The following is a 21,504-nucleotide window of genomic DNA, read 5'->3' on the forward strand; positions in this document are numbered from 1 at the left end:
GCCCGCTTGGCCTCCGACTTGGCTTGCTGGCGATCGCGGACGTACAGTCGACACAGATGTCGCCTGACGAACCGCGATCGCCAGCAAGCCGGCTCCTACAGGGATTGCGTTTCTTCAGTCGCTACCAACCCGCCCCACTCACTGCCGCCTGCACCAGCGGATGCAAATCCGCCCCCTGATGTTCCGTCTGCCAGGCCAGCAATTCCTTGCGCATGCTCGGCGCCCAGAACATCTGCAGGTGATTGCGCACGCTGAGCACCGCCTGTTGCTGATCCGGCTGGCTGGCAAAGTACTGGGCGATCTGGTTGGCCATCTTGATCAGGTTTTCAGTGCTCATCGGCGCACCTCGGCTTTATCACCACGGGCGTGACGGCGATCCTTGAGCAAGCGGTCCTGTTCTTCGCTGAACTCCTGGAAGCGCTTTTGCCACTCCGAAGGGTGATACACGCGGCTGACTTCCACTGCCGTGACCTTGTATTCCGGACAGTTGGTGGCCCAGTCGGAGTTGTCGGTGGTGATCACGTTGGCCCCCGATTCCGGGAAGTGGAAGGTGGTGTACACCACGCCTGGGGCGACCCGTTCGGTGATCCGCGCACGCAGCACTGTCTGCCCGGCGCGGCTGCCGATACCGACCCAGTCGCCTTCGTTGATGCCACGGCTTTCCGCGTCAGTCGGATGGATTTCCAAGCGATCCTCGTCGTGCCAGGCGACGTTTTCGGTACGCCGGGTTTGAGCGCCGACGTTGTACTGGCTGAGGATGCGCCCGGTGGTCAGCAGCAGTGGGTAACGGGTGTTGACCTTCTCCTCGGTCGGCACATAGCCGGTGAGCATGAATCGCCCCTTGCCGCGCACAAACTCCTCGATGTGCATGGTCGGCGTGCCGTCCGGTGCCGCGGCGTTGCACGGCCATTGCAGGCTGCCGTGGCGATCCAGTTCGGCGTAGCTGACGTTGGTGAAGGTCGGCGTCAGGCTGGCGATTTCATCCATGATTTGCGATGGATGTTTGTAGTTCATCGGGTAACCCAGGGCATTGGCCAGCGCCACCGTACCTTCCCAGTCAGCCTTGCCGCCCAGAGGGTCCATGACCTTGCGCACCCGCGAGATGCGCCGTTCGGCGTTGGTGAAGGTGCCGTCTTTTTCCAGGAACGAAGCGCCCGGTAAAAACACATGGGCGAACTTCGCGGTTTCGTTGAGGAAAATATCCTGTACCACCACGCACTCCATGGCCGACAGCGCCGCAGTGACGTGCTGGGTATTCGGATCGCTCTGGGCGATGTCCTCGCCCTGGCAATACAGGCCCTTGAAACTGCCGGCCAGGGCCGACTCGAACATGTTGGGGATGCGCAGGCCCGGGTCGGGTTGCAGGGTGACGTTCCACGCCTGTTCGAACTGCGCCCGTACCACCTCGTTGGAGATGTGCCGGTAGCCAGGCAACTCGTGGGGGAACGAGCCCATGTCACAGGAACCCTGAACGTTGTTCTGCCCCCGCAGCGGGTTCACGCCGACGCCTTCGCGGCCGATGTTGCCGGTGGCCATGGCCAGGTTGGCGATGCCCATGACGGCGGTGCTGCCCTGGCTGTGCTCGGTAACGCCAAGGCCGTAGTAGATCGCCGCGTTGCCGCCGGTGGCATACAGGCGCGCAGCGGCACGGATGTCGGCGGCGGGCACGCCGCAGATCGCGCCAAGCACTTCCGGCGAGTTTTCCGGCCGGCTGACGAATTCGCTCCAGTTGGCGAAATCACTGCCTTCGCAACGAGCGTCGATAAAGGCCTGGTTGAGCAGCCCTTCGGTGACGATCACATGGGCCAGGGCGTTGAGCATGGCGACGTTGGTGCCGGGGCGCAGCGCCAGGTGATATTCAGCGCGGGCGTGCACCGAGTCCACCAGATCGATGCGGCGTGGATCGATGACGATCAGCCGCGCACCTTCCCGCAAGCGGCGCTTGAGCTGGGAAGCGAACACCGGGTGCGCGTCGCTGGGGTTGGCGCCCATCACCAGGATCACGTCGGCCTGCATCACCGAGTCGAAGCTCTGGGTGCCGGCTGACTCGCCCAAAGTCTGCTTCAGGCCATAGCCGGTGGGCGAGTGGCAGACCCGCGCACAGGTGTCGACGTTGTTGTTGCCGAACGCGGCGCGCACCAGTTTTTGCACCAGGTAGGTTTCTTCGTTGGTGCAACGGCTGGAGGTGATCCCGCCAATGGAATCGCGGCCATATTTCTGCTGCAAACGGCGGAATTCGCTGGCAGCGTAGGTCACCGCCTCATCCCAGCTGACTTCCTGCCAAGGGTCGCTGATGTGCTTACGGATCATCGGTTTGGTGATGCGATCCGGGTGGGTGGCGTAGCCCCAGGCAAAGCGCCCCTTGACGCAGGAGTGGCCGTGGTTGGCCTGGCCGTTCTTGTCCGGCACCATGCGCACCAGCTGGTCGCCTTTCATCTCGGCGCGGAACGAGCAGCCTACGCCGCAATAGGCGCAGGTGGTGATCACGCTGCGCTCGGGCTGACCCAGCTCGACCACGCTTTTTTCCATCAGGGTCGCGGTCGGGCAAGCCTGCACACAGGCGCCGCAAGACACGCATTCCGAGTCGAGGAAGTTATCCCCACCCGCGGCCACCACCCGGGATTCGAAACCGCGCCCGGTAATGGTCAGGGCAAAGGTGCCCTGGGTTTCTTCACAGGCACGCACGCAGCGGTTGCAGACGATGCACTTGCTCGGGTCGTAGTCGAAGTAGGGGTTGGAAGTGTCCTTCACATCGGCCAGATGGTTGTCGCCTTCATAGCCATAACGCACCTCCCGCAGGCCGACCTGGCCGGCGACGGTTTGCAGCTCGCAGTTGCCGTTGGCCGAGCAGGTCAGGCAGTCCAGCGGGTGATCGGAGATGTACAGCTCCATGACGTTGCGCCGCAGGGTCGCGAGCTTGGGCGTCTGGGTGTGCACGCTCATGCCTTCAGTCACTGGCGTGGTGCAGGAGGCTGGATAACCGCGCATGCCGTCGATCTCCACCAGGCACATGCGGCAGGAGCCGAAGGCTTCCAGGCTGTCGGTGGCACAGAGTTTGGGAATGGTGGTGCCCAGCAGCGCAGCGGCGCGCATCACCGAAGTGCCTTCGGGAACGCTAATGCTGCGGCCGTCGATGTTCAGGGTGACCTGCACCTGGCTGTCGCGGGCAGGAGTACCCAGGTCAATGTCTGTGTTCGGGTCGAAGAGAGTGATCATTGCTCGGCCTCCGAGGGCAACAAGCCGAAGTCGGCGGGGAAGTGCTTGAGGGCGCTGGCGACCGGAAAGGACACCATGCCGCCCAACGCGCACAGCGAACCGTATTGCAGGGTGTCGCACAGGTCCTTGAGGATGATCACCTGCTCATCGCGACCGCTCGGGTCTTGCGCGGCCAGCAGCCGATCGATCACCTCCACGCCCCGGGTCGAGCCGATGCGGCACGGCGTGCATTTGCCACAGGATTCCTCGGCACAGAACGCCATGGCGAAGCGCGCCATGTGGGCCATGTCCAGCGTGTCGTCCGCCACCACCACACCACCGTGACCGAGCATCGCGCCGATGCCGGCGAACGCTTCGTAATCCAGCGGCGTGTCGAATTGCGCAGGAGGCACCCAGGCGCCAAGCGGGCCACCCACTTGCGCAGCCTTCAGCGGCCGACCACTGGCGGTGCCGCCGCCGTAGTCTTCCACCAGTTCGCGTAGGGTCAGGCCAAAGGCCCGTTCCACCAGACCGCCGCGACGCACATTGCCCGCCAGCTGGAAGGGCATGGTGCCCAGGGAACGGCCCATGCCGTAATCGCGATAGAACTGCGCGCCCTTGGCCAGAATCAGCGGTACCGAAGCGAGTGTCAGCACGTTGTGCACCAGGGTCGGCTGGCCGAACAGGCCCTTCAACGCAGGGATCGGCGGCTTGGCGCGGACGATCCCGCGCTTGCCTTCAAGAGAGTCCAGCAGCGCGGTTTCTTCACCGCAGATGTAGGCCCCGGCACCGACCCGCACTTCCATATCGAAGGCCTGGCCGCTGCCGCCGACATTGGCGCCGAGGTAACCGTTCGACCGGGCAATTTCCAGCGCGTTGCGCAGGATGGCCACGGCATCCGGATACTCCGAACGCACATAGATGTAGCCGTAGGTGGCGCCGACGCAGAGGCCGGCAATGGCCATGCCTTCGATCAGCAGGAAGGGGTCGCCTTCCATCAACATACGATCGGCGAAAGTGCCGGAGTCGCCTTCGTCGGCGTTGCACACGATGTACTTCTGCGCCGCTTCAGTCGCGCGCACCGTGCGCCATTTGATCCCGGCGGGGAAGGCTGCACCGCCACGGCCACGCAGGCCGGAGTCGAACACTGCCGATGCGGTCTGCTCGCCACCAATGGCGACGGCCCTGGTTAAACCTTCGAAACCGCCATGGGCTCGATAATCGTCCAGCGACAGCGGCCGAGTGATACCGGCGCGGGCGAACAGCAGGCGTTGTTGAGTCTTCAGATAGGGCAACTCTTCCACCAGGCCCAAGGCCAGGGGATGAGCGGATGAATCGCCTTTCAGGGCTTCGAGCACAGATGGCACATCAGCAGCCGTCAGCGGGCCAAAGCCGATACGACCTTGCGGGCTGTCCACTTCCAGCAACGGTTCCAGCCAATACAGCCCGCGCGAACTGGTGCGCTGCAGCTCCAGCGGCAGATGGCGTTCGTGGGCCTGAGTGATAAGCGCTGTCACCACTTCATCGGCCCCCACGGCACGGGCCAGCGAATCACAAGGCAAATAAAGAGTCGGCATCAAGCGTCCTCCCGGCAAGCATCAAGCAAGGCATCCAGACGCTCGGCACTGAGCCGCGCATGCACCCGACCATCCAGCTCCAGCGCCGGCGAACAGGCGCAAGCCCCCAGGCAATACACCGGGCGCAAACTGATGCTGCCGTCGGCGCTGCTGCCGTGGTCATCCAGTTGCAGCCGCTCGCGCAACTGCGCAGCCAACTGCTCGGCCCCACGACTCCTGCACGACTCGGCCCGGCACAGCCGCAGGATATGCCGCGCGGGCGGCGCGGTACGGAAGTCATGGTAAAAACTGATCACCCCACGCACCTCGGCCTGGCTCTGGTTCAGCGCATGGGCAATCTCGGGGACGGCGGCATCGGGGATGTACCCAATGCGCTCCTGAATATCATGAAGAATGGGCAACAGCGCACCCGCAGAGCCCTTGTGGCGCTCCAGCAGGCTGTTGACCAAAGGCAAGTGCATACTCTCATCAGGCATTCAGCAATCCTCACGGTCACGGACAAACCAGATGGTTGTCGGTCGTCCGAAAGTGTCGGCTGCGGCACTCACACCACGTCACGGCATCGTGGCAATTTCAGGCCGTTGGCCAGGGCACCCTTTGCGGGCATCTTGTTGTGCCCGGCACGGTCTTCGCCGCACCTCTACTGGGCATAAAGGGCAGCTTGCCACGCCGCTATTGATCCAACTGCACCAAAACGACGTGTTCGGTTCTGCCTACGACTCTCCATTAAGTCTAGATGAGTGAGGCGTAGGGCGTTCACTCACCGGCCTAATGCCCGGAGGGCTTGTCGATGGCTGATGTATAACAAGCATTAGAGGTGAGAAGAAGCATCAGAACCGTGGGCAATTCTACGGAGCAGATGCACTGATCCATTGCGCCGAAAGCCTTCCCCTCTGCCCCAAATACGAATAAACCCCGAAAACCTCGAGGCCAATCCCAAATCCCAGTCACCACACAAAACCCACTGTGGGAGCCAGCCTGCTGGCGATAGCACCAGCCCAACCACCACCAATTCTGAAGCTGCACCCCAAACCCACTCACACCGCGGCCAAACCATGTCCGCCAGCCCACCACACAAAACCCCTGTGGGAGCCAGCCTGCTGGCGATAGCGCCAGCCCAGCCACCACCAATGCTGAAGCTAGTCACTACCCCTCAACCTCCGCCACCACCCGCATGTGTGTCACCACAGCCAGTGTTCTATCTGAAGTCGAAGTTGACACAACCATCAGGCTCCCACGGCATCAACCCCAATCGCCCGCTCCTCTGGTCCTGGCTCAGTCCGGCATTACGTTCGGGCCTTCTTGTTCATGAGACACAGAAGTCGCCCAAACCAATCCCCTGTAGGAGCGAGCTTGCTCGCGAAAAACCCAAGGCAACCACCAATCGCGCTGAATGCCCAAGCCCCGCAACCAAACCCGTCCCCACAAACGTCATGCCCGACGCCTAAAACCCAGAACCTACCCTTCAGCCTCCGCCGCCCGCTTGGACATCGGCGCAACCATCCGATCCCGCTCCAGCACCTTCACCGCATCATCCACCAACGCCTTACTCATCGAAGTCAGATAATGCGCAGCCCAGGCGTGACGGTCGGTATCCCTGGCATAGGCAGCATCTTCAGTCAGCGTCTTGGCCAGAAACAGAAAATCAGAAGCCATCGACAACGCATCACCGAGCGGAACGCCGCGAGTGACGTGGAACAGTGGTTGATCGGAGCAGTAGATGGCGGGGGTTAAGCCGATGGTTTTGAGTTCAGATTGTTCGGTCATTGGCCACCTCCGAGAATGGAGAGGCAACGGGGGAGGGCGTTACACGATTGGGAATCGCATAGAGAGAAAAGCCAAATTTCAAACGGATTGATACTGCGCATTATCCAACTCCTTGATATGAGGGAGCTGCCACGTTCGTTACCACACGAATGGGTGACAGCTGTGCGCAGGGTGGTAAACCGGGTATCAAGGAAACCGGCACGCCCGAGGGCGTCCCACGCACAGCCGCCATAACTCACGCCGCAGGCATAAAAAAAGCGCCTGATGACGTGATTGGGGCGCTGTTGCGCCTTGAATAACTCGGGTTACCACACCCGGTCGCTGAATTGGCAGCGACGGTGGGAGGTTAGCGTGTGGGCTTCTTTGCTGCAACCTCCAACATATTCCGACGCTAGCTCCTTTTCGCCTGAGGTGGCTGGATAAAGCTGCAGAGAGAATATCCCAGGCATTTGAAAGGTCCTGCTAAGCAAGACCTTTTCAAAGATCGTTGCCCCGACGGAGGCTGTCGGGTTCATATGTTACGTGGCTTGCAGTCAGACTATGTCGTCAGGGACAGGCTGGTGGCTGCTGTCTGATTTCTGTATTTCAAGGCTCCACCTCGCAAGTATCGTCAGCACTTTTGGTTTGCTCACCTGTTTCTGGGTCAAACTCCCCTAGGTGCTTTCCGCGTTTGTTGTATTTCTCAACAGCTCCATGCTGGCTATCCCACTCGAAAATAATCCCATCTCTTGTCTTCCATCGGCGCGGCACTGCATCGGTTTGAAACGGTGCAGTCGAGCAATTGCCAAAGTCGCGCTCGAAACGCAGTAGACGATCCACTTAGGGTTTCCCGATTTCAAATCGGAGAGCTTGAGGCGATCCAGATCGGGTGTAGTGAATGCGTTCAGTGGCGATCTGTTCTGCTCTGGTGTCAGGCTAGCGTCACTCGATTAGGGCAAATCGCTGGCGCTGTACTTGCTCATACTCTCGCATTCATTCCGCTATGCCCGTACTCCGATGAACAGGTCTAGCTCCGTGGGCAATTGCATGTTTACTGCTGCGGCTATCGCTTGTGCTTGCTCGCTGGTTAGCAACCATTCCCCGTTTGGGCTCTCTTCCAAATTTTTCCAGCCGAGAATTCCCAATACAGCGAGTTCATGTTCAGGCTGAACGATGAGGTCGTATTTCAACGAGTCATCCTCGACATCGCCTTTTAAAAATCCACTAATCCATAAAAGCATAATTGACCTCCTATTCTATTTTGGTGTGGTTCTACCTGGCTTCGCCGGCTTGGTTTGTTCGCCCGTTTCTGGATCGAACTCGCCAAGGTGTTTTCCTTGAGGATCGTACATTTCCACTCCGCCGTGCTGGCTATCCCACTCGTATATTCGGCCCTTTCGGTCTTTCCAGCGGCTTCGCCTACCTCCACCACCCTGAACGCTGCTTCTGGATTTAACAGGAAATGTATCTGGGAAAGCAGGTAGCCCCGATGGCGGCTTGTGATACTTGATATCACCACCGCCAGCAGGTTTTGAAAATACCAAGTGCAACGAGTTAAGGCCGGTGTCTGCCGGAAACACCAGAATACAGTCGTCGGTTTCAACGTCCTCGCCACCTGGATAAACCTCGATCGCCGAGACTGAGTTTTCCGATATGGGGTGAACCAGGATGATGGGATCGCTGCTGCGTTGCTCAGGATGGACCAAAGGCGGGAGGGCCAGCTTGCGTACTTTGATTCCGCGCAGCTGCTCATGCGCGGAACCTGTGCGGGTTCGGCGTTTTTCGATGAATACGACTAGTTTGAATGGACGACAGAATGAAACAAAACGCTTCGGCTTTTTTTTGACCCACAAAAAAGCTCCAGACCCAACGGCCTGAGGCTTTCTAGTTTATACGTATGGTGCCTAGGCGAGCCTCTAACCTGAATCTTAACTAATTGTATTTAAAGGCTTCTCTATATTGCATGTTTTTGTGACATACACGTCGGCATACACCGTGCTCGCTGCCGGACCCTTTTCTGATCAATCCTTGATCGCTTTTCTTTGCTCCATTTCGAGCCACCGGCCAACTCCCTGGCACCAGTTAAATGTGATCGAGGCCAACCGGTGTAGCTCCGCGTGAGGTGTGAAAACCCACCTTGGTTTGGTCGGTTTGAAACGGAATTCTAAACAGCGAATTTCTCAGGTTTCAAACCGGAGTATTCAGGCGGTGCCGGATTGGTCGTTCTACAGGTCGCCGCTCGACAGGCTCACAACTACATGCGGGATTGTCCCGTATGTACCCTGTGCCTCATTCCGCCCGGATCAGCGCGACCAGGTGCGATTTGAAATGGAAGCCGGCCCACCTGGCCAAAGGTGCCTCAGAGACAGATTTCCGGTTTCAACCGGAGTACTCCAAGTGACCCAGATCGGGCGCCGTAACTGTCTCCAGCTGCGAGCTGTTCTGAATTGCTGTTGGGGGAAGCCAATTGGATGGTTAGGCTTCTACGCCAATGAATAAATCTAGATCGCGGGGCAGCCGCTCATTAATCACGGTCGCAATTCGCTGGGACTGGTCGCCAGTTAGCAACCATTCTCCTTCTGGGCTTTCTGCAAGGCTTTGCCACCCCATTACCTCTAACACAGCTTTTTCAAAGCCTGACTGCACGTCTAGCTCATATTTCAGCGAAGTATCGTCGCTGTCGCCCGCTAAAAAACCTGTGATGCATAGGTGCATGATTTTCCCCTAGATTACTTTGGCGTTGTTCTGCCTGGCTCAGCGTCTTTTGTCCGCTCTCCCGTCTCGGGGTCGAACTCTCCCAGATGCTTGCCTTGCTTGTCGTATAGCTCAACCCTACCGTTCTCAGAGTCCCATTCATAGATCCGGCCTTTGCGATCTTTCCAGCGTCTGCGCAAGCCGCCCCCGCCCTTTACAGCGTTCTTGGACTTGTCCTTCACGGCATCAGGGAAGGCCGTCAGTCCTTTGGGGGCCGGGTGATAGCTGTGGTCGCCGCCAATAGGTCGAGCGAACACCAGGTACAGTGAACTAAGGCCGGTGTTTGCCGGAAACACCAGAATACAGTCGTCGGTTTCAACGTCCTCGCCTGCCGGATATCCCTCGAGCACCGAGTCTGTGTTTTCCGGTATGGGATGAACCAGGATGATGGGATCGCTACTGCGCTGCTCAGGATGGACCAAAGGCGGGATGGCCAGCCGTCCGCTGGGTGTCCACAAAATAGTGATGCCGTTCAAATCCGCTTCGAGCACGGTTTTGGTGGCATTCCATTTGACCTGCACCGTGCGTACGGAATCGTCGCCAGAGGGGCCGGTATGAATGCCATAGACCTGTATCACGCCTTCGGCATCACGGCGAAACTGAAAGCGGACACGGGTAGGTGCGTGGCTTACCAGGCGCAGATCGTCGTCATTGTAGAGCGTCCCATCGCCCATCTGGGCGGGGAGCATCCCCGCAATGAACACTCCGGCAGGATTGCCGCGCAAGGCCCCACCTGAATCCGTGTTGCAGGATGCCGCTACCGGCTGTGCGCCCCAGCACCGCGTCGAAGCCTACCGCGAGTTTAATCGCCTCGATTGAAGAGGGGACAAGCATAGGCGCCACCAGCATGACCTTGCCAAAGTCTGAGGCGGGGACGCTGGCTGTACCGGGTTTGGTGCTGCACCAGTTTCCAGAGGCGCAGGACTTGGCAAACACCCGGTCGGTGCGCGGCTTTGGCTCCGGCCAAGGCTCTTTGGGGCGGATGTAGATCGGTTCAGGTTCGGGCGCTGGACTGCGCCTGTAGCCGCCGCCGGAGCGGATGGGGATGTCTGAAACCAGCAGCCAATCCCCTCTCCTGACCGCCTCGACAATCTCGCTGTCCTGGGTGATGTAGGTAGTTCGCAGAAGCTCAGCCAGCCCTTGCAGGGAGTACCTCCCGCACATCAGGGCGCTTCTAACTTTTCGGGCGGCCACATGCGGGTCTTCGACACGTAGCAAGCCCCTGTCAGATCTCCTTATCAAGCGCATTGCATTCCCTCGGATCAAGTCAGGCGGGACATTCTGAGAAGGGCGCGTCGTACCCAGCAACAAAAAGACTTTTGCGACATTTGTCCGAGTAGAGGGTTGGGGTACCGAGGAGGCCGCATGAACTTACCTCTCCCTACCTGATGATCGCTTTACCGATGGCGACGCAGGTGGTCGGTGGTGCCTATCTGGCGCTCGAGTTGAAAAGAGTTGAAAAGCAAAAAATAAATCTGTCCCCTTTTTTCACTTTTTTCAATCTGTCCCCTTTTTTCGCCGTCGACTCAGATACTCGATCCCGCGCAAGCACCTTCACTGCATCATCCGCCAACGCCTTACTCATCGAAGTCAGATAATTCGCAGCCCTGGTGTGGCGGTCGGTGTCCCTGGCGTTGGCGGCATCTTCGGTGAACGTCTTGGCCATGAAAATCCCCATTCCCCTTGGTAACGAATTTTGGTAGTTCTTTTAATTTAAGGAGGTTCACAAAATGCGCAGCATGAATCCGGCTGAAATTTATGGAAGGCCTACGTCAGCCAGTGAATCATCAAGCACTGAATAATCTGAATAGCTTGAAACCCGGCGCCAAAAAAAAGAGAATGGCCGAGTGCCATTACGGCATAATTTCTCCGCTGTCCACGCTTTAGGAACGGCAGTAGCGACATGGAGCGGTAGGGGGGGGCGCAAACAATGCTATCCGCAGCCCTGTGGATGAACCCTGGAAGGACCTGCTCTAGTAGGACAAGGACCATAAGGAATGATGATGTTTCGAGTATTAGCCATATTACTGGGTGCAATAGCTCTCCAAGGGTGTGCGACTCACACCGGCAAGCAGTGCGAGGATAATTTCACAACGTCCGGAAGTTTTCTGACTGGGAAATCGTTTACCACCACCTCTGAACTGCCTACCACAACTCCCTCTGTAGCCTTTACGAATGCTTACAAGATGCTGTTACGTGAAAGCTTCCACGTCGAGAGCGCCGATCCCAAACGCGGTGTGATTTCTGCGTATCAGAACGTCAATCTGAGCAGTAAGACGGCCCCCCTAAACGTCATAGTTGAACCGGTCGGTGAAGGTTCCAAGATTACGTTTGTATTTGCTGCTGCGGCTGGCCTCTATACGCCGGAATCCGGAGCTAGAGACAAATTCTGCGAGATGATCGGCCAGGTTACCCAATAAGTCTCCTGGAAATGGCTGCTGATCCATCGAGAGCAGGTATCCATATCTTATAGCAACCCAGCCAAGGCATTGATTGACGATGCTTTGTCCGGCTGCGTTGTGCCGATTCAAACTGGTGGCATACTCAAGTTATATTGAGATCGCTTAAAACAACACTGAATACGGTGTGAAACATCATAGGGAGTGGTAAATGAAAGGTAAGGTTCTCGAGTTTGACTCAACAAGCCGTAGTGGTGTCATCTCAGGCGATGATGGTAACCGTTACACATTTTCCGTCGCGCAGTGGAAAAGTACAATTCTACCTAAGGCGGGTAGCCGGGTGGACTTCTCCGCTGATAACGGAACGGCTGAGGCGATCTATCTGGAGAGTGTGTCTCTGACCGGAAACTCTAAAAAGATCCCCGCTGCGTTGCTCGCATTCTTTCTTGGCGCATTTGGAGCTCACAAGTTTTATCTTGGTTACACCTCGCAGGCAGTGATCATGCTGCTGGTGTTTCTGTTTGGATGGCTTTTGCTCGGCGTTCCTTCCTTCGTTATCGGGATCATTGCGTTTGTTGAATTTATCATTTATCTGACCAAGTCCGAAGAGGACTTTGAGCAAACTTATGTGGTAGGAAAAAAAGGCTGGTTCTAATCCGTAAGATAATGCCTTTATGGACATGTTAGTTCAGAGAGTCAGCTGAGTTCGCATGATGAATACCCGCCTCGGCGGGTGTTCTTCTTTCAGGTTTCTTGACTCAGGAGTCACTTTGTTGTTAGTGATATTGGAGGCTGCATATGGTGCAAAAAAAAGCGTGTTGAGCCCTGGTTAAAGAGGCAGAAGAAGGCAGTTATATAGTCCCGTGGTCAATTCTACGGAGCGTCCTCAATGGCTTCAGCGGTCATCGGTCCATCGGTGAATTGCTCGAGAAGCTCTTTTCGGGACTTCCGGGAGCTCTCGCAACGCGGGTTTCTTCTTGGTTGGCATACATGCACCTCTTACTCATGTTATGCCCGAACAAAAAAATTCTGACACCCCCATCCCCCTTCGTTCATTGAATGTCTTTCAGGTACGTACTTAGCGCGATTAGCGGGGCATGGAGCTCCTCCATCATCTGAATCCCGGCACATTCCCCCGCCAACCTCCCCAACTCCCGCCCCAACGGCTTATCCGCCCCCCCAACCGCGTCCAGCGCCAACCCCACACACTCACCCACCTTCACCTGAATCCCCTCAACATCCCCCCGGCGCACCAGCAACTCAAACACATCCCGCTGGTAATCACCCATGACCAGATCGTCACGCAAAATCGGGCTTGTATCTTCCGATTCGTAAGCCAGTTTGAGGGAGAAGAGGGCGACGGTTTCCAGGTGTAATTCCATGGGGGGAATCCTTGTGAAATGTTCCGGCGGTGCGGGGGCGTGGAAGGGCAAGGGGTAAAAGCATCGCCAGCAGGCTGGCTCCCACAGGGTGTGTGGGGTGTCAGGTGCTTTTCTTTAGGCGAAAAAAAAGGCCTTGCTAAGCAAGACCTTTCTTAATTTTGGTGCCCCGAGGGAGACTCGAACTCCCACTCCTTTCGAAAACGGATTTTGAATCCGCCGCGTCTACCAATTCCGCCATCAGGGCAATGGCCGCGGAGTATAGAGATGAGATAACCGTCGGTCAATCAGGTACATGGAGAATTTTTGATAATTCCGCTAGACTTCCCGGCCCTGCTAGACGAACCCCATCATGCGCGTTGCTGACTTTACCTTCGAGCTCCCTGATTCGCTGATCGCCCGCCATCCTTTGGCCGAGCGTCGCAACAGTCGCCTGTTGACCCTGGATGGGGTCAGCGGCGCCCTGGCACACCGTCAATTTACTGATTTGCTGGAGCATTTGCGCCCCGGCGACTTGATGGTGTTCAACAATACCCGGGTGATTCCGGCACGACTGTTTGGCCAGAAGGCTTCCGGCGGCAAGCTGGAAATCCTGGTGGAGCGGGTGCTCGACAGTCATCGCGTGCTGGCCCATGTGCGCTCCAGCAAGTCGCCCAAGCCCGGGTCGAAGATCCTGATCGACGGCGGTGGCGAGGCCGAGATGCTGGCGCGGCACGATGCGTTGTTCGAGCTGGGCTTTGCCGAGGAGGTGTTGCCGCTGCTCGACCGCGTCGGGCACATGCCGCTGCCTCCTTATATAGACCGCCCGGACGAGGGCTCGGACCGTGAGCGTTACCAGACCGTCTATGCCCAGCGTCTGGGCGCGGTGGCGGCGCCGACGGCGGGGCTGCATTTCGATCAGCCGCTGATGGAGGCGATTGCCGCCAAGGGCATCGAGACCGCGTTCGTGACCCTGCACGTCGGCGCCGGCACTTTCCAGCCGGTGCGCGTGGAGAAGCTCGAAGATCACCATATGCACACTGAATGGCTGGAAGTCGGCCAGGACGTGGTCGATGCGGTTGCTGCCTGCCGCGCCCGCGGTGGTCGTGTGGTGGCCGTGGGTACCACCAGCGTGCGCTCCCTGGAAAGTGCTGCGCGCGATGGCGTGCTCAAGCCGTTCAGCGGTGATACCGACATTTTCATCTACCCGGGCCGGCCGTTTCATGTGGTCGATGCCCTGGTCACCAACTTCCATTTGCCCGAATCCACGCTGTTGATGCTGGTTTCGGCGTTCGCCGGTTATCCCGAGACCATGGCCGCCTACAAGGCCGCCGTCGATAACGGATACCGCTTTTTCAGCTACGGTGATGCGATGTTCATCACGCGTAATCCTGCGCCGACTGCCCCTAAAGAATCGGGCCCAGAGGAAACTGTATGAGTCGCACCTGTCGTATGTCTTTCGAGCTGCTGGCCACTGATGGCAAGGCTCGTCGCGGTCGTTTGACCTTCCCGCGCGGTACCGTCGAGACCCCGGCTTTTATGCCGGTGGGCACGTACGGCACGGTCAAGGGCATGCTGCCACGGGATATCGAGGCGACCGGCGCTGAAATCATTCTGGGCAACACCTTCCACCTGTGGCTGCGCCCGGGCACGGAAGTGATCAAGAAGCACGGCGACCTGCACGATTTCATGCAGTGGAAAGGCCCGATTTTGACCGACTCCGGCGGTTTCCAGGTGTTCAGCCTGGGCGCCATGCGCAAGATCAAGGAGGAGGGCGTGACCTTCGCTTCCCCGGTCGACGGCGCCAAGGTGTTCATGGGCCCGGAAGAGTCGATGCAGGTCCAGCGCGACCTGGGCTCGGACATCGTGATGATTTTCGACGAATGCACGCCGTACCCGGCGGATGAAGACGTCGCCCGTATTTCCATGGAATTGTCCCTGCGTTGGGCCCAGCGCTCGAAAAACGCCCATGGCGAGAACACGGCGGCGCTGTTTGGTATCGTCCAGGGAGGCATGCACCAGGACCTGCGCATGCGCTCCCTGGAAGGCCTGGACAAGATCGGCTTCGACGGCCTGGCCATCGGCGGCCTGTCGGTGGGCGAGCCCAAGCACGAGATGATCAAGGTGCTGGATTACCTGCCGGGCATGATGCCGGCTGACAAACCTCGTTACCTTATGGGCGTTGGCAAACCGGAAGATCTCGTGGAGGGTGTGCGCCGCGGTGTGGACATGTTCGATTGCGTGATGCCAACCCGTAATGCCCGCAATGGGCATCTGTTCATCGATACCGGCGTGCTGAAGATCCGAAACGCGTTCCATCGCCATGATGATTCGCCGCTCGATCCGACCTGCGATTGCTATACCTGCCAGAACTTCTCCCGCGCTTACCTGCATCACCTGGACAAGTGCGGCGAAATGCTGGGAAGCATGCTCAATACCATCCATAACTTGCGTCATTATCAAGTGCTTATGGCTGGTTTGCGCGAGGCTATTCAACAGGGTACATTGGCCGCCTTTGTCGATGCCTTCTACGCCAAACGCGGGCTACCCGTGCCGCCTTTGGACTGAGTTTTCTGACCCCAAGATTCAACATTTGCAACTGGAGTGCTAAATGAGCTTTTTTATCTCTAATGCCATGGCTGACGCGGCTGCACCGGCAGCTGCCGGCCCAATGGGTGGCGGCTTTGAGTGGATTTTCCTGGTCGGCTTCCTGGTCATCTTCTACCTGATGATCTGGCGTCCACAGGCCAAGCGCGCCAAAGAGCAGAAGAACCTGCTGGGCAGCCTGCAAAAAGGTGACGAAGTTGTGACCACCGGCGGCATCGCTGGCAAGATCACCAAAGTGGCTGACGATTTCGTGGTTCTGGAAGTTTCCGACACCGTCGAAATGAAGTTCCAGAAAGGCGCCATCGCCGCCACGCTGCCAAAAGGCACGCTCAAAGCGATCTAAGTTTCAACTTCTACTCAATCGACGGGGCGCGCAAGGCGCCCCGCGTCATAAGCGGGCGGCGTGATGCTGAACAAATACCCTCTGTGGAAATACATTCTGATCCTGGCGGTGCTGGCGATCGGTCTGATTTATTCCGCTCCCAATCTTTATCCTGATGACCCGGCCATCCAGGTCAGCGGTGCAAGCACTGCGCTGCAGGTCAACCAGGCTGATCTGGATCGTGTGAGCGCAGCGCTCAAGGAATCCGGGATCAACGTCAAGGCTGCCACGCTGGCAGCGGGCGGCAAGGGCGGTCTGATTCGCCTGACCAAGGCTGAAGACCAGCTGCCGGCCAAGGACGTGGTGCGCAAGGCGTTGGGTGATGACTACGTCGTTGCACTGAACCTGGCACAAACCACCCCGCAATGGCTGCGCAACCTCGGCGCGCACCCGATGAAGCTGGGTCTGGACTTGTCCGGTGGTGTGCACTTCCTGCTCGAAGTGGACATGGACAAGGCTCTCGACGCACGCTTGAAAGTGTACGAAGGCGATGTGAAGAGCCTGTTGCGTAAAGAGAAATTGCGTTATCGCAGCCTGCCGCAACTCAATGGTGCCATTCAGCTGGGCTTCTCCGATGAAGACAGCCGTGAACAGGCCCGCGCTCTGATCCGCAAGAATTTCAACGATTTCGACATTGTTCCGGCCGACCTCAACGGTCAACCGGTGCTGCGTCTGGCGATGACCCCGGCCAAGCTGGCGGAAATCCGCGAATACTCCATCAAGCAGAACTTGACCACGGTACGTAACCGCGTCAACGAGCTGGGTGTTGCCGAACCGATCGTCCAGCGTCAGGGCGCCAACCGCATCGTGGTTGAGCTGCCGGGCGTGCAGGACACCGCGGAAGCCAAGCGTATCCTCGGCAAGACGGCCAACCTGGAGTTCCGTCTGGCCGCTGAGCCTGGCGCTTCGAAAGCCACTTCCGAAGAGTTCGAGTTCCGTGAAGGCAAGCGTCCTCCGGCGCTCATCGAGCGAGGCCTGATCATCACCGGTGACCAGGTGACTGACGCCAAGGCTGGTTTCGGCGAGCACGGCACGCCAGAAGTGAACATCCGCCTGGATGGCCACGGTGGCGAGCTGATGAGCCGCGCGACCCGTTCGAACGTCGGTCGCAGCATGGCGGTGATCTTCATCGAGCAGCGCCCGGTGACCACTTACACCAAGCAAGTGGTTGATGGCGTCGAGAAAGACGTCGCGGTGCAGTCGTTCAAGGAAGAGAAGAAGATCATCAGCCTGGCGACCATCCAGTCGCCGCTGGGCGCGCAATTTCGCATCACTGGCCTGAATGGCCAGGGCGAGTCGTCCGAACTGGCGCTGCTGCTGCGTGCCGGTGGCCTGGCCGCACCGATGTACTTTGCTGAAGAGCGCACCATCGGCCCGAGCCTGGGTGCGGACAACATCACCAAGGGTATCGATGCATCGCTGTGGGGCATGCTGTTCGTCTCGCTGTTCATCATCGCCATCTACCGCTTCTTCGGCATTATCGCCACCGTCGCGCTGGCAGTGAACATGGTGATGCTGCTGGCCCTGATGTCGCTGCTGGGGGCAACGCTGACCCTGCCGGGCATCGCCGGTATCGTGTTGACCATGGGCATGGCGGTCGACGCCAACGTGCTGATCTTCTCGCGGATTCGTGAAGAGATCGCCGCGGGCATGACCGTGCAGCGCGCAATCAACGAAGGCTTCGGCCGGGCATTCACCGCGATTCTCGACGCCAACCTGACTACTTTGCTGGTCGGCGGGATTCTCTTTGCCATGGGCACAGGCCCGGTCAAGGGCTTCGCAGTGACCATGTCCCTCGGGATCTTTACCTCGATGTTCACGGCCATCATGGTGACCCGCGCGATGGTCAACCTGATCTTCGGCGGACGTGACTTCAAGAAGTTGTGGATTTAAGGGGCTGCCATGTTACGTACAATCAACTTCATGGGCGTTCGCAACTTTGCGTTCGGCGTCACATTGTTCCTTACCGTGCTGGCCTTATTCAGCGTTGCCACCAAGGGCATGAACTGGGGCCTGGACTTCACCGGCGGTACGCTCATCGAGCTGACCTACGAGCGTCCGGCCGATGTCACCAAGGTGCGTGAACAGCTGGTTACTGCCGGCTATCACGAAGCCATCGTGCAGAACTTCGGTGCTACCACCGATTTGCTGGTGCGCATGCCGGGCGAAGACCCGCAACTGGGTCACCAGGTGGCCGAGGCCTTGCAGAAGGTCGGCGGCGAAAACCCGGCGACCGTCAAGCGCGTCGAGTTCGTCGGCCCGCAGGTGGGTGAAGAGCTGCGCGACCAGGGCGGCCTCGGCATGCTGATGGCGCTGGGCGGCATCCTGATCTACCTGGCGTTCCGCTTCCAGTGGAAGTTTGCGGTAGGTGCGATCGTTTCGCTGATCCACGACGTGATCGTGACCATCGGTATCCTGTCGTTCTTCCAGATCACCTTCGACCTGACGGTGCTGGCGGCGGTACTGGCGATCATCGGTTACTCGCTCAACGACACCATCGTGGTATTCGACCGGGTTCGTGAGAACTTCCGGGTGCTGCGCAAGGCCAACCTGATCGAGAACATCAACATCTCGACCACGCAAACCCTGCTGCGCACCATGGCCACTTCGATCTCCACCTTGCTGGCGATCGCGGCCCTGTTGTTCTTCGGTGGCGACAACCTGTTCGGCTTCTCCATCGCCCTGTTCATCGGGGTGCTGGCGGGTACTTACTCGTCGATCTACATCGCTAACGTGGTGCTGATCTGGCTGAACCTGAGCTCTGAAGATCTGATTCCTGCGGCCAACACCGAGAAGGAAGTCGACGACCGTCCTTGAAGGGCAATTCCTTCAGCGACGTAGTCCAAAAAAGGCGCGAGTTGAACTCGCGCCTTTTTTTATGCTCCAAGGCTGGGAGAAGCGCGGACAAGTGCCGCATGTGATGGTCAGGAGGTTCATGTGAACAAGTCGATGCTGGTTGGTGCGGTATTGGGTGCTGTCGGTGTAACTGCCGGGGGTGCTGTGGCCACCTACAGCCTGGTTAAAAATAACGGCCCCGAGTACGCGCAAGTACTCGCCGTTGAGCCGGTCAAGACACAAATCAAGACTCCACGTGAAGTGTGCAAGGATGTAGCTGTGACCCGGCAGGCGCCGGTGAAAGATCAACACCAGATCGCCGGTACGGTCGTAGGCGCGCTGGCAGGTGGTTTGCTGGGTAACCAGATCGGCGGTGGCACCGGCAAGAAGATTGCCACGGTTGCAGGCGCTGTCGGCGGTGGTTATGCCGGTAACAAGGTGCAGGAGGGCATGCAGGAGCGTGACACCTACACCACGACCCAGACCCGTTGTAATACGGTGAATGACATCAGTGACAAGGTCGTGGGTTACGACGTGCGTTATTCGCTGGATGGCAAGGAAGGCAAGGTGCGGATGGATCGTGACCCGGGGAATCAGATCCCTGTGGATAAGGAAGGCAAGTTGATCTTGTCGGAGAATCAGCAGGGGCAATGATCTGCTGGTAACGAGTTAAAAAAAGCGCCCTGCGGGGCGCTTTTTTGTGCCAAAAATTTATGCATCGCTGCAACCCCGCTGTAGGAGCGAGCTTGCTCGCGAAGAACCCAAGGGCGCCGCGTTTATCCAGAATTCACGCGTTATCGTTGACGACCTTCGCGAGCAAGCTCGCTCCTACAGTGAGGTTGTGGTGTTTTTGGGGGTGAATTGCAGGCATAAAAAAAGCACCCAGCAGGGTGCTTTTTCTGTCGCCGCAAGCTTAGCGCTTCAGCGAGGCCGGCAGGTGCGGCTGGATGGCCGTCAGCACTGCCTTGAAGCACTTGGTGTTGCCGGCAACGACGTGGCCTTTTTCAAGGAAGTCGTGACCGCCGGTGAAGTCGCTCACCAAACCGCCTGCTTCCTGGATCAGCAGGGCGCCAGCGGCCATGTCCCACTCGGACAGGCCCGACTCCCAGAACGCGTCGAAACGGCCGGCAGCCACGTAGGCCAGGTCCAGGCTCGCGGAACCTGCGCGGCGGATGCCGGCGGTCTGGCCTACCAGGGCGCGGAACATGCCCAGGTAGTTGTCGAGGTTGTCCATCTGGTCGTCACGGAACGGGAAGCCGGTACCCAGCAGGGCGCCGTCCAGGCTGGTGCGACCGCTGACGCGCAGGCGACGGCCGTTCAGTTGGGCGCCGCGACCACGGCTGGCGGTGAATTCTTCCTGGCGAACCGGGTCCAGGACCACGGCGTGTTCCAGGCGACCGCGGTATTTGCAGGCGATGCTGACAGCGAAGTGAGGAATGCCGCGCAGGAAGTTGGTGGTGCCGTCCAGCGGATCGATGATCCACAGGTACTCTTCGCCTTCGATGCCGCTGCCGGCGTGCAGGCCAGTCTCTTCACCCAGGATCGAGTGATTCGGGTAAGCCTTGCGCAGTGCGTCGATGATTTTCTGTTCGGCGGCGCGGTCCACCTCGGATACATAATCCTTGGCGTCTTTTTCGTCGACCTTGATGGTATCCAGGCGCTCGATGGAGCGGAAGATCAATTCACTGGCGCTGCGGGCGGCGCGCAGCGCGATATTCAGCATGGGCTGCATGGATGTGTCACCTAAGGTTGTTAAAGAAAGCCGGGCATTCTATCAGAAAGTTTCTACAGGAGAAGGACGACGTTCGCTTTCATGGCTTAACGGTAGCTACAGCTGTAAGATTCGGCTCCCGATTATCGTGTTCGAGAGCGCCTCCCTTGCTGCAAAACATTCGTATCGTCCTGGTCAACACCAGTCATCCGGGCAATATCGGCGGGGCTGCGCGTGCCATGAAGAACATGGGCCTGTCGCGCCTGGTGCTGGTTGAGCCGCGCCTGTTCCCGCACCACGAGGCCGATGCCCGCGCTTCCGGTGCCGGTGACATCCTTGAAAACGCGCAAGTCGTCGCCACCTTGGAAGATGCCCTGGTCGGTTGCAACCTGGTGCTCGGCACCAGCGCCCGCGACCGGCGCATCCCCTGGCCACTGCTCGATCCGCGCGAATGCGGCACGAAAGTGGTCGAGGAAGCCGGGCAGGGCGCCGAGATCGCCCTGGTGTTCGGTCGTGAAGATTCCGGCCTGACCAACGAAGAGCTGCAGCGATGTCATTATCACGTGCACATCCCATCAGACCCTGAGTTCAGCTCGCTGAACCTTGGGGCGGCGGTGCAGGTGTTGAGTTATGAAGTGCGCATGTCCTGGTTGACCGCCCAAGGGCAGCCGACCAAGGTCGAGAAGGAAGAAGTGGCATCGGTCAAAAGCGCTGAGCTGGCGACCATGGATGAACTGGAGCGATTCTATGAGCACCTGGAGCAAACCCTGGTGGCCATCGAATTTCTCGATCCGGAAAAGCCACGGCACTTGATGGCGCGCCTGCGCCGGTTGTACGGACGCAGCTCGGTCAGCCGGGCGGAAATGAATATTTTGCGTGGCATCCTCACGGAAACCCAGAAAGCGGCCCGTGGTGAGCTTCTTAATCGGAAGGATTAAAG

At 58.6% G+C, this 21,504-nt stretch carries 21 protein-coding genes, 1 tRNA gene and 1 pseudogene; 9 read left to right on the forward strand and 14 right to left on the reverse strand.

Going from position 1 to position 21,504, the window contains the following annotated elements; translation table 11 throughout:
• Positions 1–121 precede the first annotated feature (121 nt).
• From ACYP2Q_RS28830 to ACYP2Q_RS28880, 11 genes and pseudogenes are all read right to left on the reverse strand, one after another.
• A complete protein-coding gene (locus ACYP2Q_RS28830) occupies positions 122–337 on the reverse strand; it encodes a formate dehydrogenase subunit delta (protein WP_459733574.1) in 216 nt (71 codons plus the stop codon).
• A complete protein-coding gene (fdhF, locus tag ACYP2Q_RS28835) occupies positions 334–3,216 on the reverse strand; it encodes a formate dehydrogenase subunit alpha (protein ID WP_459733575.1) in 2,883 nt (960 codons plus the stop codon). Before fdhF ends, ACYP2Q_RS28830 begins: the two co-directional genes overlap by 4 nt.
• Positions 3,213–4,772, reverse strand: coding sequence for a formate dehydrogenase beta subunit (locus ACYP2Q_RS28840; protein WP_459733576.1), 1,560 nt, complete (start codon positions 4,770–4,772; stop codon positions 3,213–3,215). Before ACYP2Q_RS28840 ends, fdhF begins: the two co-directional genes overlap by 4 nt.
• Positions 4,772–5,248 (reverse strand): formate dehydrogenase subunit gamma, encoded by a 477-nt coding sequence (locus ACYP2Q_RS28845; protein WP_459733577.1) that lies wholly within the window; start codon positions 5,246–5,248, stop codon positions 4,772–4,774. Before ACYP2Q_RS28845 ends, ACYP2Q_RS28840 begins: the two co-directional genes overlap by 1 nt.
• 982 nt (positions 5,249–6,230) lie before the next feature.
• Complete coding sequence (locus ACYP2Q_RS28850; protein ID WP_459733578.1) at positions 6,231–6,539, reverse strand: DUF3077 domain-containing protein; 309 nt, start codon at positions 6,537–6,539, stop codon at positions 6,231–6,233.
• A 585-nt stretch (positions 6,540–7,124) separates the two neighbouring features.
• A pseudogene (locus tag ACYP2Q_RS28855) lies at positions 7,125–7,283 on the reverse strand (colicin E3/pyocin S6 family cytotoxin); the annotation flags it as partial.
• A gap of 236 nt (positions 7,284–7,519) precedes the next feature.
• Positions 7,520–7,759 (reverse strand): pyocin S6 family toxin immunity protein, encoded by a 240-nt coding sequence (locus tag ACYP2Q_RS28860; protein ID WP_459733579.1) that lies wholly within the window; start codon positions 7,757–7,759, stop codon positions 7,520–7,522.
• 15 nt (positions 7,760–7,774) lie between these two features.
• Positions 7,775–8,371, reverse strand: coding sequence for a colicin E3/pyocin S6 family cytotoxin (locus ACYP2Q_RS28865; protein ID WP_459733580.1), 597 nt, complete (start codon positions 8,369–8,371; stop codon positions 7,775–7,777).
• A gap of 622 nt (positions 8,372–8,993) precedes the next feature.
• Positions 8,994–9,233 (reverse strand): pyocin S6 family toxin immunity protein, encoded by a 240-nt coding sequence (locus tag ACYP2Q_RS28870; RefSeq protein ID WP_459733581.1) that lies wholly within the window; start codon positions 9,231–9,233, stop codon positions 8,994–8,996.
• A gap of 14 nt (positions 9,234–9,247) precedes the next feature.
• Positions 9,248–9,997, reverse strand: a complete 750-nt coding sequence (locus tag ACYP2Q_RS28875; protein WP_459733582.1) for a colicin E3/pyocin S6 family cytotoxin — start codon at positions 9,995–9,997, stop codon at positions 9,248–9,250.
• A 704-nt stretch (positions 9,998–10,701) separates the two neighbouring features.
• The gene (locus ACYP2Q_RS28880) at positions 10,702–10,938 is read right to left on the reverse strand and encodes a DUF3077 domain-containing protein (RefSeq protein WP_459733583.1); all 237 of its coding nucleotides are present in this window, start codon (positions 10,936–10,938) and stop codon (positions 10,702–10,704) included.
• A gap of 331 nt (positions 10,939–11,269) precedes the next feature.
• Here ACYP2Q_RS28880 and ACYP2Q_RS28885 point away from each other — a divergent pair, with 331 nt between their 5' ends.
• Together ACYP2Q_RS28885 and ACYP2Q_RS28890 are read left to right on the forward strand one after the other, a co-directional pair.
• Complete coding sequence (locus tag ACYP2Q_RS28885; RefSeq protein WP_459733584.1) at positions 11,270–11,692, forward strand: hypothetical protein; 423 nt, start codon at positions 11,270–11,272, stop codon at positions 11,690–11,692.
• Positions 11,693–11,882: 190 nt separating this feature from the next.
• The gene (locus ACYP2Q_RS28890) at positions 11,883–12,326 is read left to right on the forward strand and encodes a TM2 domain-containing protein (protein WP_459733585.1); all 444 of its coding nucleotides are present in this window, start codon (positions 11,883–11,885) and stop codon (positions 12,324–12,326) included.
• A 397-nt stretch (positions 12,327–12,723) separates the two neighbouring features.
• Here ACYP2Q_RS28890 and ACYP2Q_RS28895 read toward each other — a convergent pair whose 3' ends face one another.
• Positions 12,724–13,053: a hypothetical protein gene (locus ACYP2Q_RS28895; protein ID WP_459733586.1), complete on the reverse strand. Its 330-nt coding sequence runs from the start codon at positions 13,051–13,053 to the stop codon at positions 12,724–12,726.
• Between the two features lie 159 nt (positions 13,054–13,212).
• Positions 13,213–13,297, reverse strand: a tRNA-Leu gene (locus tag ACYP2Q_RS28900).
• 105 nt (positions 13,298–13,402) lie between these two features.
• Here ACYP2Q_RS28900 and queA point away from each other — a divergent pair.
• The 6 genes from queA to ACYP2Q_RS28930 all read left to right on the forward strand — a co-directional run bounded on the left by queA (position 13,403) and on the right by ACYP2Q_RS28930 (position 19,507).
• Positions 13,403–14,467 carry a tRNA preQ1(34) S-adenosylmethionine ribosyltransferase-isomerase QueA gene (queA, locus tag ACYP2Q_RS28905; protein WP_459733587.1) on the forward strand — a complete coding sequence of 355 codons (1,065 nt, stop codon included), beginning with the start codon at positions 13,403–13,405 and terminating at the stop codon, positions 14,465–14,467.
• 14 nt (positions 14,468–14,481) lie between these two features.
• Entirely contained in the window at positions 14,482–15,597 is a 1,116-nt protein-coding gene (gene tgt / locus ACYP2Q_RS28910) for a tRNA guanosine(34) transglycosylase Tgt (protein WP_274077280.1), read from the forward strand.
• Between the two features lie 43 nt (positions 15,598–15,640).
• Positions 15,641–15,979 (forward strand): preprotein translocase subunit YajC, encoded by a 339-nt coding sequence (gene yajC, locus ACYP2Q_RS28915; RefSeq protein ID WP_003185175.1) that lies wholly within the window; start codon positions 15,641–15,643, stop codon positions 15,977–15,979.
• 63 nt (positions 15,980–16,042) lie between these two features.
• A complete protein-coding gene (secD, locus tag ACYP2Q_RS28920) occupies positions 16,043–17,911 on the forward strand; it encodes a protein translocase subunit SecD (RefSeq protein WP_459733589.1) in 1,869 nt (622 codons plus the stop codon).
• Positions 17,912–17,920: 9 nt separating this feature from the next.
• On the forward strand, positions 17,921–18,835 hold the full coding sequence (gene secF / locus ACYP2Q_RS28925) for a protein translocase subunit SecF (RefSeq protein ID WP_459733590.1): 915 nt from the start codon (positions 17,921–17,923) through the stop codon (positions 18,833–18,835).
• 120 nt (positions 18,836–18,955) lie between these two features.
• Entirely contained in the window at positions 18,956–19,507 is a 552-nt protein-coding gene (locus ACYP2Q_RS28930; RefSeq protein WP_459733592.1) for a glycine zipper 2TM domain-containing protein, read from the forward strand.
• Positions 19,508–19,766: 259 nt separating this feature from the next.
• Here the strand turns inward: ACYP2Q_RS28930 and suhB are convergent, their stop codons facing one another.
• Complete coding sequence (gene suhB / locus ACYP2Q_RS28935; protein WP_034150845.1) at positions 19,767–20,585, reverse strand: type III secretion system regulator SuhB; 819 nt, start codon at positions 20,583–20,585, stop codon at positions 19,767–19,769.
• Between the two features lie 146 nt (positions 20,586–20,731).
• On the opposite strand from suhB, the gene trmJ reads away from it, so the two are divergent.
• The gene (trmJ, locus tag ACYP2Q_RS28940) at positions 20,732–21,502 is read left to right on the forward strand and encodes a tRNA (cytosine(32)/uridine(32)-2'-O)-methyltransferase TrmJ (RefSeq protein WP_459733593.1); all 771 of its coding nucleotides are present in this window, start codon (positions 20,732–20,734) and stop codon (positions 21,500–21,502) included.
• The last annotated feature ends 2 nt before the right edge of the window (positions 21,503–21,504 follow it).

It is taken from the genome of Pseudomonas sp. MHK4 (genome assembly GCF_054600775.1).